This is a genomic window from Aurantiacibacter suaedae, from assembly GCF_005434915.1.
Taxonomy (GTDB): domain Bacteria; phylum Pseudomonadota; class Alphaproteobacteria; order Sphingomonadales; family Sphingomonadaceae; genus Alteraurantiacibacter; species Alteraurantiacibacter suaedae.
The window spans coordinates 56,035-69,398 of the sequence record NZ_SKCG01000002.1; the positions used below are offsets into that span (position 1 = coordinate 56,035).

Below are 13,364 nucleotides of genomic sequence, written 5' to 3' on the forward strand. Positions count from 1 at the left end.
CGCCTCTTATCTCTTGCTACAAAAAGGCCCCCCGCTCACGCGGGAGGCCTTTCCTCGTAACGTCTTTTGCGGTGCGCAGTTAGAAGGTCACCGACAGACCGGCCGAGAACGACTGGCCTACGTCGTAGGTGTTCTGCTCAACCCGCAGGCCGGTGGAGTTCACGTAGTATTCCTGGTTGCGCGTACCCAGGAGATTGCGCGCTTCCAGCTTGAACTCCGCCTCGGCGCCAAACAGGTTCACACCTTGGCGCGCGACGATATCCAGCTGCACGCCAGGCTTTTCGACCGTGTCGGGAAGCGGCGCCAGGTTGCGGAAGGTGGGCCGCTCCGAGGCATAGGACATCAGCACGGTCACCTGCTGCAAACGGTCAACGTCCTCGATACCGACCTGGAAGTTGACCAGGTGATCGGACTGGCCAACCAGCGGCGAGCCATCGACAAAGATGGTGTTGGCCGCACGCTCGATCGGGTTGCCACCCTGGTCGATGATGACGGTCTCGTCGCCAACGCTGAGATCCGACTGCGTGTAGGTGTAGTTTACAAGGAACAGGAGCTGCTTGGTCTCGAACCAGCCGCCCATGTCGTAAAGGTCGAGGAAATACTGCGCGTCCACCTCGGCACCGTAAAGGGTGGCCTCGGGTGCGTTGGCATAGGTGATGTCACCTGCGCCGGTGCGGAACGCTTCGATCGGATTATCGATCTTCTTGTAGAAGCCCGCGATCGAGAACTTGTTCTGGCGCGAAAGGTAATATTCTGCACGCGCTTCGACGTTCAGCAGCTCGCTGTCGTCAAGGAAGGTGTTGCCGACATAGGTGCGGTTCGTCTCGGGATCGAAATAGATCTGCGAGACGAGTTCGCGGAACTGCGGGCGGGCGAGCGTGCGCGAACCACTGGCACGAACCTGCAGATCGTCCATCGGCTCCCAGGTCAGGGTCAACCCCGGCAAGAAATAATCGTTCTCGTTCGTCCGCGCCTGCGCCGTGTTGTTGGCGCCGACCGGGATCGACGATTGCGTGGCCGATTCGTAGCGGACACCGGCCTGCACCGTTAAGGTCTCGATCGGCACCCACTGAAGCTGGCCGTAACCGGCGTGGATTTCCAAAGCGGCATCGAATGCCGGCGTGGTGCTGCCGAATTCGAGCAACGTCACGTCGAATGTGTCGAAGGTTGCACCGTTGAACAGCAACGCAGGGCTGCGTGTGCCGACCGCAGGCAGGACCACGTTCTGAATCTGCTCCACCACCGCCGGATCGAGCGGCTCGCCACCCGGATTGTGGAAGTCGGGGTCCACCGTCGCACGCAGCTGGAAGGCACGGCGCGTGGTCGTGCGCTGGGTGTCGGTGTAGGCATAGCCGATAGTGGCAGAGAGGTTGTCGAGAACCTGATAGCTGAGGTCGAGACCGCCGAACCATACCTCTTCCTGCAGATCGGAGAAGGACGAGGTAACGCCGGTTTCCTGCAAAGCCTGCTGGCCCGCGCCGCTGAGATCCACACGGTAGACGCTGCCGAACCGGTCCTGCTCTTCGGGCAGGTTGGTGCGGGCATAGACGTAGTTCAGGTTGAACGGCGCGCGCCGGTCGGTGCGGGCATAGCCGCCGCGCACGTCGATGCTCAGTGGATCGAAATCGAACTCGCCGACGAGCTGGGTATCGATCAGCTGGCGTTCGTACCAGGCCGTGTTCTGTTCGAGAAAATCGACGTTATCGAGGTCGCCGTCGAAGATCTTGAAGTCGGTCAGGCTGGCCTGCTTCACGGTGTCGCGGATGAACAGGTTGGTCCACCGAATGGTGTGATCGCCCACTTCCAGACCGGCGGCGAACAGCGCGTTGGCAAGGATTCGGTTGTCGGTAACGAACGACTGCTCATCACGCGATAGCGTGGTGACGCTATCGCCTGCCTGCTGGCGCGAGATATTGCGATTGCGCAGCGAATTGCTCAGGCTGCCGGTCAACACCAGGCCGAGGCGGGCATCGCTGCCGACATCGAACGAGGTGCCCGCGGTCACGCCGGCCGACCAGTTGGGTCGCTGATCGCCAATCACCTGAAGGGTGGAAAGCTGCGGCGGGGCAAGTAGACGCCCCAGGGTTTCGGGGTCGAACTCGGGCGACGACCCGACCGAAGCGCCAGTGGCGATCGATTGGTCGAAGTAATTTTGCAGCGCGCTGGGAATGTCGCGCGCGCCGCTGTCGAACCCGGTCCAGTCGGTATCGCTGCCGTAGTAGGAATAGCCGTTCTGGAAGGTCGTTTCGGTATCGCCGCTCAGGCTGCCGCTGATCGTAAGGAACGATTCGTCAGGCACGGCGCGGGTTGTGAGGTTGATCACGCCGCCGCCGAATTCGCCGGGGAAGTTGGCCGAATAGGTCTTCTGCACGAGCGAGGAGGCGACCACGTTGGTCGGGAAGATGTCGAGCGGGACCACACGGCTGAGCGGTTCCGGGCTCGGCAGCGGCAGGCCGTTCAGCAGGGCGAGCGAATAGCGGTCGCCCAGGCCGCGCACATAGACGCGGCCATTGCCGACCACCGACAGGCCGGTGACGCGGCCAAGCGCGCCGGCGATGTCGCCCTCGCCGGTACGCGCGATTTCTTCCGCGGAAAGAACGCTGATAACCTGCGAGGAATTGCGCGTCGGATCGCGATTGACGCGGCCCGTAACGATAATCGTATTGCCGCCTGCTACCGAGATATCGGGCTCATCGTAGGCCTCTTCCTCACCGTTCTCCGCGCCGTCGTCCAGCATGGAAGCGCCGGGGTTCGAAGCGGGAGCGGTATCCTGCGCAAAGGCTGCGCCAGGAAAAGTGAAAGCGGTGGTGAGCATAAGCAGCGCCGCAAACTGCTTGCCAGTGATCATGACGAAGACCCCCTCAGTATCAGGCCTGAAACCGTATGTGCCGGCTGGTGCCGTGCGTGAAAAAGAGGGAGGTGCTCGCTCAACGAGCCCCTCCCTCCAATCGCTTTCCTGCTTAGTTGTAAACCGGCAGGGCCTGGCACGAGAGGCCAGATCCGAACGAAACGGTGGTGCTGTCGCAGGTCCAGCCACGCGTCCACGGCGCAGCGCCTGCAGCCGGGGTCGGAACAGCACCGATATAGGTCAGGCCCGTGTCGAAGAAGCTCGACAGGGAGGAGACGTCGTACACCGGAGTGTAGTTCTGCTCGCTGGCCCCGTTGATGTACTTGCCGGTCAGCGTGTTGGTGCCCTTGGTATTGCCGCTGCCAGCAGCGATCGCTTCGTCCGTGTCGCTGTTGCTCGTGCAGTCGAGCAGGACCGAGTAAAGGATCTGCTCGGAACCGCGGCCGCCACCAACGTTGTCGTTGTCGTCGAGGCAAACACCGCTGGCCGAAGCCGGCTTGTAAATCACGCCGTTGGCGAGCGTAATGTCGCTGGCGCCGCGCGATTCGGCCGCGTCGTTGGTGCCGGTGGCCCAGAACGAGAAGTTGCTGATGGTGGTCTTGCTGCGCGGCAGGGCGTCGGGGATCGTGGTGCCCGTGCCCTTGTCGTCCGGCGGCGAGTCGCTTTCCAGCACACGGTCACCAACGTTGTCGCGCTGTACTACGACGACGTATTGCAGGTTGGCCTGAACGCCCGAGTCAGTATCGATCGAGTCATCTTCGGCGCCGACGACGACCAGGTGCTTCATGTTGACGCGGCCGCCAAAGAACTCTGTGCCGTCGTCGGAGCTGTTGTACGACTGGATATAGTCAAGCTTGGTGCCCGAACCAATGCCACCCAGCGTGAGCGACTGCAGTTCGCCGCCGAGATCGAGCGTGAAGCCCGAGTAGCGGATCTGGTTGTAGGTTACGCTGCCCGAACTGTCGGTCGGGGTGTTGCCACCGAAGAACGGAATATTATTGGCAATACCTTCGACGCGCATCTCGCAATCGGTCTGATCGGTCTGATTGATGCTGCCGACAGAGCAGTCAGCAACGGGAGCGCGGCCGAGCAGAACCAGGCCGCCCCACAGGCCGCTGGTGGTGTCGTTGGTATTGCCGGTGATGTCGTCTTCGCCAGTCCAGATAATCGGACGGGCAGCCGTGCCATCGGCAAAAATCTTGCTGCCACGATTGACGATCATGTACGAGGCACCGGGGAAATCGTCCTCGCCGAACAGGATCACGCCGGGCTCGATGGTCAGGTTGACATTGGTGCCGGTCACGCCATCGCTGGCATCGGCAGTCGGTCCATCGTCACGACCGACGTCGACACGGCCGCTCATGCGGTAAAGCGTGCCGGCCTGATAGGGCAGCGTGGTCGAAGCGGTGAAGATCGACGGCAGCGTGCAAACGCGCCACTCGCCTTCGGGGCCGCTGATCGTGCCGCTGTCGAGCAACGCGTCGCCGGTGCCCTGAAGCGTCGGGCAGTCTGCCGCAGCGACGGAACCGGTCGGCGTCGGAGTTGGGGTCGGCGCAGGCGTGGGATTGGTGATGATGTCACCGATGTTGATGTCGCCGTTGGAGCCGGGCGAGCCAATGCTTTCAGGACCACAAGCGGCCAAAGCCAGCACGCTGGAGCCTATGATGAGCGAGCGAGAAAGGTTAGTCACAGCGAACGGTCCCCTCAAAAAACCGAGAATCAGGAATGCGAATGAATGTCGCGAAACGCTCGCTAGGGGCCTCGCGTGACAGTTTGTTTGCAAAGCGCTCGATAAAATTATGATCGTCTGAAGACAGCGAGGTGACAGCCGTGTCAAAATATCGCCGCGCCGCAGCAAAGCGCCAAAATTTCCGCCGCCAGCGCCAACGTTTCAGATTTGTGACAATATGACAGTTTGATTGCGTTTTCAGGGAGGAAGCAGCATCCTGCGATCATTCACAGTTTGGGAGAATAAAAATGATCGTGCTCCAAGCCGCAGTCGCCCTGATGATGGCGCAAGCCGCTCCGCCTGCTCTCATGGCCGGAATTAACGACACGCAACAGCGTGACGCCGCTTATGAGGAACTCTCTCAGGGCGAAACCGATGCCGCCATCGCCCGCCTTGAGGCCAATCTTGCCGAGAACCCCGAAGATCCGGCTCTGCTGATCAACCTCGGTTCGGCTTGGGCCGCGCGCGGCGACAAGGAAAAGGCTGCCGACTATTATCGCGCCGCCGCCGGTTCCGATGTGCGCTACCGGCTCGAACTCGCCGATGGCGAATGGGTCGATTCGCGTGCCGCAGCGCGGCTTGCCCTGCGCGCGCTGGAGCAAACCGCCGTGGCGATGAACTAAGTCCTTTATTTATATGGCCGCGATGGCTGCTGCCCAAGCGCAGCTATCGATAGCCTTCGAGAAAGCCCCGCCGCGCCAAAGTGCCCGGCGGGGCTTTTCTGTACATTCACCGCAGGCCTCTTGGGGCTGTCACACGCTTGTCACCTGTTGTAAGCATTGGGGGCGCTTCGGAGGGTACGGATGATTCTGCGCGCGCTGACGTTGTCGGCAACTGCCTTGGTGATCGCGGTCGGCGCACTGCCGGCCAGCGCCGACGTGCTTGAGGTAGGCGCGTCGGGCGATGCGCGCTGGGTGGCCGGGCCAGCCATGGCTGTGGCCACTACGCAGGATCTATCCGCGAGCTACCCGATGGTTCCCGCCCCCGTGCAGGTTCCAACAGGTATTTCCGCGCTCGTGCCTGAAAGTGCGGTCGCCAACACGGCGCTGCACGACGATGACGTGCCCCAGCAATATGCCGCCAAGGTGGCCGAGCTGGCCACCCGGTTCGACCTCTCGCCAGCGCTGATCGAGGCGCTGGTGTGGCAGGAGAGCCGCTGGCGCTCCAATGCCCGAAGCCCCGTCGGCGCGCAGGGCCTTGCCCAGCTTATGCCCGGCACCGCGCGCTATCTCGGTGTCGATGCGCAAGACCCATTTGCCAACCTCGAAGGCGGCGCACGCTATTTGCGCGAACAGCTCGATCGCTTCGATGGTGACCTCGAAAAGGCGCTCGCCGCCTACAATGCCGGGCCGGGGCGCGTGATGCGCGCGGGCGGCATTCCGCGCATTCGCGAAACGCAGCAATATGTGGCCGCCATCATGGGCCGCCTCGCCAACCATTCCCGGAGTTCTGAATAACAATGTCGTTCCTTGTTCGTATCGCCGCGCTCGTGGCCCTGGTTGTTCCCTCGGCCGCCTTCGCGCAGGACCCGGCCGGTTCTTCGCCGATCAACAACGCGTTTTCGTGGATGCAGCAGACCATGCTCGGCACGGTGGCTACCACAGTCGCGGTGATGGCCGTGGCGGCGGTAGGCTTCATGATGCTGACGGGCCGGATGAACTGGCGCTTCGGCGCGACCGTGATCATCGGTGTGTTCATCATCTTCGGCGCGGGCTCGATCGTGGCCGGCATTCAGGGCGCGGCAGGCTGATGCAGCTCGCCCGCTCCCGCGTTCACCGCGCGCTGACCAGGCCGCAGATGTTTGCGGGCGTGACGCTGAACTTCTTCGTGATCAACGCGCTGGTCACAACCGAGGCGTTCCTGATCCTCAAGAGCTTCTGGATCCTGCCAATTCCGCTGATCATGCACGCCATCGGCTATTTCGCGTGCCTGCGCGAGCCGCGCATTTTCGACCTCTGGCTGACCAAGGTTTCGAAGTGTCCGCGGGTCAAGAATTACAAGCGCTGGGGCTGCAATTCCTACGCCGCCTGAGTGCCCGAGAGTCCGCCTGATTGAGGCGGCATGGAGCGACGACGAATGACCAAATGGCTGGGAGCCGCGGCATGGAGCGCGAAGGAAGCGCAGGCGGGTGACCGTCTGCCCTATGCGCGCCTTGTCGACGCGGGCACGCTGCTGCTGCGCGATGGCTCGCTGATGAGCGCGCTGCAGGTGCCCGGCCTGCTGTTCGAGACCGAGGATACCGACGCGCTGAACGCCCACGCCGCCACGCGCGAGGTGATGTTGCGCTCCAACCTCGATGCGCGCTTCGTGCTCTATCACCACGTCATCCGCCGCCGGGTGAGCGTGGAATTGGAGGCGCGCTTCCCTGATCCGCTCTCGGCCCATATCGACAAGGCCTGGCGCGAGAAGCTTTCCTCCGGCAGCCTGTTCGTGAACGACCAGTTCATCACCCTCGTGCGTCGTCCCGCGCGCGGCAAGGCAGGCTTTGCCGAAAAGGCGAGCAAGTTTTTCAAGGGCCGCAAGGGCGAAGGCGAAGAAGTAGACCCGAAGGACCTGCGCAGCTTGCGGGCGGCGGTGCAGGCGCTGGCTGCCTCGTTGGGCGATTATGGCGCGCAGCCGCTCGGCGACTACGTGGGCAACAGCGGGGCAACCAACAACGAACTGCTCGAACTGCTGAGCGCGCTGTACAACGGCGAAATGCGCCCGGTCCGCCGCCCCGACGAGGCGACCGATATCGGCAATATGCTGCCCTATCGCCGCGTGTCGTTCGGGCTCGATGCGATGGAGCTGCGCGGCGCGCAGGGGTTCGACTTCTCCTCGATCCTCAGCCTGAAGGACTATCCCGAGGCGACCAGCCCCGGCCTGCTCGACGCCATGCTGCGTCTGCCGTTCGAGATGGTGGTGACCGAAAGCTTCGCCCCGCAGGAACGCCAGACCGCGCGCGAAAAGATCGACCTCGCGATCCGCCGCCTGCGCTCAGCCGATGAAGAGGCGCAGGCCGAACGGCTCGACATGATGGCCGCGCGTGACGAACTGGGCGCAGGCTCGGTCGGCTTCGGCGATCATCACCTCACCGTGCTGGTGCGCGAGCGCGACCTTGCCCGGCTTGACGACGCCACCGCATCGGTCGCCGCCGCGCTGGCCGACACCGGCGCGATTGCCGTGCGCGAGGATACCAACCTTGAGCCCGCCTTCTGGGGCCAGTTCCCGGGCAACGAAGGCTACCTCGTGCGCCGCGCGCTGATCTCCACCGCCAACATGGCGGGCTTCGGCAGCTTCCACGGCTTTGCGCTGGGGCAGGCCGAGGGCAACCACTGGGGCGAGGCAGTCACGCTGCTGCAGACCACCAGCGCCACGCCGTTCTTCTTCAACTTCCACCACGGCGACCTCGGCAATTTCTCGGTCATCGGCCCCTCGGGCTCGGGTAAGACGGTGGTGATGAACTTCCTGGCCGCACAAGCGCAGAAGTTTTCCCCTCGCACCATCCTGTTCGACAAGGATCGCGGCGCCGAGCTGTTCATTCGCGGCATCGGCGGCAGCTACGAGCGTATCCATTCGGGCGAGCCGACCGGGTTCAACCCGCTCGCCATGCCCGACACCGCCGCCAACCGCGCCTTCCTGCGAGACTGGCTTGCGGTGCTGCTCAAGGCCGATGGACCGGAAGAGAACGGCCTCATCGCCGCCGCAGTCGATGCTGCCTATGCCAACGATCCGAGCTTGCGCCGTCTGCGCTATTTCCGCGAGCTGCTGAGCGGCAGCCGCCGCCCGCAACCGGGCGATCTGGCGGACCGGCTCTCAGCGTGGATCGAGGACGGCGAATTCGCGTGGCTGTTCGACAATGCCGCCGACAAGCTCGACCTCACCACGCGGGTGATGGGCTTCGACATGACCGCGCTGCTCGACAACCCGCGCCTGCGCACGCCCACCATGATGTACCTGTTCCAGCGCATCGACGAGCGCTTGGACGGCAAGCCAACGATGATCCTGATCGACGAAGGCTGGAAGGCACTCGACGACGAGATCTTCGCCGCGCGTATCCGCGACTGGCTGAAAACGCTGCGCAAACGCAACGCGCTGGTCGGTTTCGCCACGCAGTCTGCGCGAGATGCGCTCGACAGCAAGATCAGCACCGCGCTGGTCGAGCAGACTGCGACCATGGTGTTCATGCCCAACAGCCGCGCCCGGCCCGAGGACTATTGCGAAGGCTTCGGCCTCACCGAGCACGAGCTGGCGCTGATCCGCACCCTGCCCGCGCATTCGCGCTGCTTCCTCGTGCGCCAGCCCGATGCGAGCGTGGTGGTTCGGCTCGATCTGTCGGGCGCGCCCGAAGTCATCGCCATGCTTTCGGGCCGCGAAAGCACCGTGCGCAGGCTCGATCTGCTGCGCGAGGCGGTCGGCAACGATCCGGCGCAGTGGTATCCGGCGCTCACCAACCGTCCATGGCCGGGGTCTGCGGACTATCGTGCCGAAGCGAACGAAGCGGACAGCCTGAGCTGGGAAGCCGCGGAATGAGCGCTATCCTCGACATCACTGCTGCCGCCAGCGTCAGCACCGAGTGTATGCGCGCCATGGACGGCGTAGGCGCAGGCATCGGCGCGAGCCTGCGCGGCGTCGACTGCGCGGCATCGAGCATGGCGCAGGCCGCCTTCAACCGCCTGTTCAGCGCCGAGGGCACGCTTGGCCCGGTGCTAACGGCGATGCTGACGATCTGGATCGCCTTCCTCGGGTTCGCGCTGATCACCGGGCGCACGCGTCTGGGCCTGTCCTCGCTCACCCCGCGCATGGTGACGCTGGTGATGGTGATCACCTTCGCCACCAGCTGGGTCGCGTTTCAGAGCGTGTTCTGGAACCTCGCGGTCGGCGCGCCCGACGAGATCGCTACGCTCCTGATGGGCACCGACGGTTCGGCCAGTACGATTTTTGCCGACAAGCTAGACTCCGTCATGATTGCGCTGATGGACATTTCGGGCGGCGATGCGATGGAGAACGACACCTCGATCTTCTCGCCACCGGGCCTCCTGTGGAGCGGCGGCACGATGCTGCTGCTCGGCACGGTGGGCGTGCTTGCCACCTGCAAGATTGCCCTCGCAATCCTGATGGGGCTGGGGCCGATCTTCATCGTGATGGCGCTGTTCAACGGCACGCGCGGGCTGTTCGTGGGCTGGCTTAAGGGCGTGGTGCTGATGGCGCTCGCCCCGCTGTTCGCCGTGCTCGGCGGCTCGCTGATGCTGGAGATGACGGTGCCGGTGCTCGCCAGCCTGATGGAAACGCCGGGCAAGATCGACATACGTCCGGCCATGGCCTTCTTCATGATCGGCGCCGTGCATCTGGCGCTGATGGCGATGATCCTCAAGGTCACCTCGACCATGGTTGCAGGTTGGACCGTGTTCGGCTTTGCCACCAGCGACAAGGCCGACGACAGCGGACGCGGCACCGCCGCGCACGCGCAAAGCCCCCTTAACCCCGCGCTCGCCACGAGCGCCGCCGACCGTGCTGCCGCCACCGCCGCCAGCGCCTCGCAGGCGCGCGATATCAGGGTCAGCACGGCAGCCGCCATGCCGCTCGCCGCCAACGACACCGGCGGCGCCACCAACACCCGCGAAACGCGCGTGGTGACGCAAGGGGCGCAGGTCTCGCCGCTCACCGGAGGCCAGTCAGGCACGGGCAATCGCGCCCGCGGTATCGGCAGCCGCTTCAAGTCTGCCCCCATTCGCTCAACGGAGACGAAACGATGATGTCCCGCGCGCTTCTGGCCATGGCGCTTGCCGCCAGCAGCCTTGCCGCCCTGCCCGCACATGCCGATCCGCGCCTTGTCGAACATTTCTACGACGAGAGCGAAGTGGTCACCATCAATGGCCGCGTGAACGTGCAGTCGACCATCCAGTTCGGCGACGACGAGGCGATCGAGAATGTCGCCATCGGCAACTCGCAGACCTGGCAGGTCACCCCCAACCGGCGCGCGAACCTGCTGTTCGTGAAACCGCTCGAACCGCGCGCGACAACCAACATGACGGTGGTCACCAACAAGCGCACCTACCTGTTCGATCTGGTGGCCAGCCCCGCCACGCGCACCCCGGTCTATGTGCTGCGCTTCACCTATCCGGTGGAAGAGGTGGAAGAGGAGACGCAGCTGGCCGACGGCGCGCCGCGCGACCCCTCGCAGGTGCCCAATGCGCTCGAAGTCGCCGCCGCGAACGATCAGCTCGCTGTGGTGGACCCGGCTTCGCTCAACTTCGACTGGGCCAGCGACGGGGCCGAACGGCTGCTGCCCGAACAGGTTTACGATGACGGCACGGCGACCTTCCTCGCCTGGTCTTCGGGCGCCGCGATGCCCGCGATCCTCGTCAAAGACCGCGATGGCATGGAAGGCCCTGTAAATTTCGCCGTGCGCGGCGATACCGTGGTGCTCGAAGGGGTGCCGCGCGAGATCATCCTGCGCTCGGGCGACGATGTGGCCACCTTGATCAACACGGGCAGCACTGCCCCGGCGCCCGGCGCCTGAACCGGATAGAAACGGAGCGACGCCAATGAAACTTGCCATGCGCCTTCCCGAAAAGACCAAGGGTGTCGCCAACGATGCGGACCCGCGCGAGCAGGCTCCGGCCGAGGTGATCGACCTCGCCAGCCGCACCGCCTATCCCGCCGTGGCGGCCCGCAAGGGCGGTTCCGATGCGCTCGGCCTGATCGCCGGGATCGGCTTTGTCGCGCTGATCGGCGGGGCCACCTTGTGGGGCCTCAACGCCAGCCGCATGGGCGATAATGCGCAGGCCCCGCAGGATGTCGCGCCCGCGCCGCAACCCGCGCAGGCCCCGGTCGTGCTTCAGCCCGAGCCCGCCGAGGCAGCCATGGTTGCCCCCGCGCCGCAGCCCGATCCGGCCCCCGCACCGGTGATGTCGCAGCAGCCGCAACAGGCCCCTGCCGCCAACCGTTACAGCTCGCCTGCCATGGTGGTCGACAACAGCTCGGCAGCGGGTGTGGCCAATGCGGCTGCTGGCGCGGGTGCGCTTACCACCGCCTCGCCGGAAGGCTCGGTCGTGCCCGGCGCAGGTGGCGGCTCGGCTAACGATTTTGCCGCGCGCATCGGCGGCGTGGGCGGCGGCCCGGCTCAGGCCCGGCAGGACATTAACCCCGCCACCACCGTGGCGCAGGGCACGATGATCCCGGCGATCCTCGAAACCGCCATCAACACCGACGTTCCCGGCTATGTCCGCGCCGTGGTGAGCCAGGACGTGAAGAGCTACGACGGCAGCCGCGTGCTGGTGCCGCGTTCAAGCCGTCTGGTCGGGCAATACCAGTCGGGCCTGCAGGCGGGGCAGACCCGCGCATACGTGGTGTGGACGCGGCTGATCCGCCCCGATGGCGTGTCGGTGGCGCTGCAATCGCCGAGCACCACCTTCGACGGCACCACGGGGCTGGAAGGCAAGGTCGATTCTCACTTCTTCAGCCGGTTCGGTTCGGCCATGCTGCTCTCGGTCATCGGCGGGCTGACCACCATCGCCAGCGGCGGCAGTTCGGTCATCCTCGGCGGCGGTCAGAGCGCGGCCTCCACCGCGCTCCAGCAGGACGGCCAGCGTCCGCCCACCGTGCGCGTGCGCATGGGCGAGCCGGTGCGCGTCTACACCGCGCGCGACCTCGACTTCGGTCAGGTGAACTAAGACGCGATGAGCGCGGAAATCCATCAGCTTGGCGGCGATACGGCCTCTGCACCCGCCATTGCAGGGCCGCTGCCGGAGGCCCCAGTGATCCCCGGCGGCTCGGTCTATCTCGACGCCTATCTCGCCCCGCTGCGGCAGTGGCTTGACCGCGATACCGTAACGGAAATCCTCGTCAACAAACCGGGCGAGGTCTGGATCGAGGACGCGGCCCATCCCGGGATGCAGCGTATCGAAATTCCCGAGGTTACGGATAAGCTGGTGCAACGCCTGGCCGAACAGGTCGCGCGGATCAGCCATCAGGGCATCAACCGCGAGCATCCGCTGCTTGGCGCGACACTGCCTGCCGAGGGTTATGGCGGCGCGCGCGTGCAGTTCTGCGGCCCGCCCGCCACGCGCAAGCACTGGGCGTTGTCGATCCGCCGCCACCGTCAGCTCGATCTGCCGCTCGACGCCTACGACCATGGGCCTCTGCGCGCGCCTGCCGAAGAAGACATGCCCGATCCGGCACAGGAGCCGGTCGCGTTCCTGCGCGCCGCGATCAAGGCGCGCAAAACCATCCTCGTTTCGGGCGGCACCTCGACCGGCAAGACGACCTTCCTCAACGCGATGCTCGGAGAAATCCCGCGCGAGGAGCGTGTGGTGCTGGTGGAAGACACGCCCGAGCTGAAGTTCCCCGGTGCCAACGCTGTGGGGCTGGTCGCGGTGAAGGGAGAATTGGGCGAAGCGAAGGTCACCGCCAACGAGCTGCTGCAATCGGCCCTGCGCCTTCGGCCCGACCGAATCGTGCTCGGCGAATTGCGCGGCGCGGAGAGCGTCTCATTCCTGCGCGCCATCAACACCGGACATCCCGGTTCGTTCTCGACCATTCATGCGAACAGCTTGCGCGGCGCGCTCGAACAGCTTTCGCTGATGGTGATGCAGACCGGCATCGGCCTGACCCGTTCGGACACCCTCGCCTATGCAGCAGGCGTGATCGACGTGATCGTCCAGCTTGGCCGATCGGAGGGCAAACGCGGCATCACGGCCATTGCGAGGGCCGCCGATATCGCGTGATTTCCCCCGATTCATGACATGGGCCTGCGCAGTATTTTCAGGCATGGTAGCTTTGCCTAAGACCCCGCCGAACCGCCTA

11 protein-coding genes are annotated in these 13,364 nt (G+C 64.8%); 9 read left to right on the forward strand and 2 right to left on the reverse strand.

What is annotated here, in order from left to right:
• Positions 1-79: 79 nt before the first annotated feature.
• Both E0473_RS06695 and E0473_RS06700 read right to left on the reverse strand, forming a co-directional pair.
• A complete protein-coding gene (locus E0473_RS06695; protein WP_137680126.1) occupies positions 80-2,848 on the reverse strand; it encodes a TonB-dependent receptor domain-containing protein in 2,769 nt (922 codons plus the stop codon).
• Between the two features lie 112 nt (positions 2,849-2,960).
• Positions 2,961-4,538 (reverse strand): hypothetical protein, encoded by a 1,578-nt coding sequence (locus E0473_RS06700; protein ID WP_137680127.1) that lies wholly within the window; start codon positions 4,536-4,538, stop codon positions 2,961-2,963.
• 287 nt (positions 4,539-4,825) lie between these two features.
• Here E0473_RS06700 and E0473_RS06705 point away from each other — a divergent pair, with 287 nt between their 5' ends.
• The 9 genes from E0473_RS06705 to virB11 all read left to right on the forward strand — a co-directional run bounded on the left by E0473_RS06705 (position 4,826) and on the right by virB11 (position 13,285).
• On the forward strand, positions 4,826-5,200 hold the full coding sequence (locus E0473_RS06705) for a tetratricopeptide repeat protein (protein ID WP_137680128.1): 375 nt from the start codon (positions 4,826-4,828) through the stop codon (positions 5,198-5,200).
• A gap of 180 nt (positions 5,201-5,380) precedes the next feature.
• Positions 5,381-6,034, forward strand: coding sequence for a lytic transglycosylase domain-containing protein (locus E0473_RS06710; protein WP_137680129.1), 654 nt, complete (start codon positions 5,381-5,383; stop codon positions 6,032-6,034).
• A 2-nt stretch (positions 6,035-6,036) separates the two neighbouring features.
• Positions 6,037-6,327, forward strand: coding sequence for a TrbC/VirB2 family protein (locus E0473_RS06715; RefSeq protein WP_170308128.1), 291 nt, complete (start codon positions 6,037-6,039; stop codon positions 6,325-6,327).
• Positions 6,327-6,608 carry a VirB3 family type IV secretion system protein gene (locus E0473_RS06720; protein ID WP_119592567.1) on the forward strand — a complete coding sequence of 94 codons (282 nt, stop codon included), beginning with the start codon at positions 6,327-6,329 and terminating at the stop codon, positions 6,606-6,608. The genes E0473_RS06715 and E0473_RS06720 overlap by 1 nt, the downstream gene beginning before the upstream one ends.
• Before the next feature lie 45 nt (positions 6,609-6,653).
• Complete coding sequence (locus E0473_RS06725) at positions 6,654-9,089, forward strand: VirB4 family type IV secretion/conjugal transfer ATPase (protein ID WP_137680131.1); 2,436 nt, start codon at positions 6,654-6,656, stop codon at positions 9,087-9,089.
• On the forward strand, positions 9,086-10,312 hold the full coding sequence (locus tag E0473_RS06730; protein WP_241657380.1) for a TrbL/VirB6 family protein: 1,227 nt from the start codon (positions 9,086-9,088) through the stop codon (positions 10,310-10,312). Before E0473_RS06725 ends, E0473_RS06730 begins: the two co-directional genes overlap by 4 nt.
• Positions 10,309-11,079, forward strand: a complete 771-nt coding sequence (locus E0473_RS06735) for a TrbG/VirB9 family P-type conjugative transfer protein (RefSeq protein WP_338325091.1) — start codon at positions 10,309-10,311, stop codon at positions 11,077-11,079. The genes E0473_RS06730 and E0473_RS06735 overlap by 4 nt, the downstream gene beginning before the upstream one ends.
• Positions 11,080-11,104: 25 nt before the next feature.
• On the forward strand, positions 11,105-12,232 hold the full coding sequence (locus E0473_RS06740) for a TraB/TrbI/VirB10 family type IV secretion system protein (protein WP_241657381.1): 1,128 nt from the start codon (positions 11,105-11,107) through the stop codon (positions 12,230-12,232).
• Positions 12,233-12,238: 6 nt separating this feature from the next.
• The gene (gene virB11, locus E0473_RS06745; RefSeq protein ID WP_137680132.1) at positions 12,239-13,285 is read left to right on the forward strand and encodes a P-type DNA transfer ATPase VirB11; all 1,047 of its coding nucleotides are present in this window, start codon (positions 12,239-12,241) and stop codon (positions 13,283-13,285) included.
• Positions 13,286-13,364: the final 79 nt, after the last annotated feature.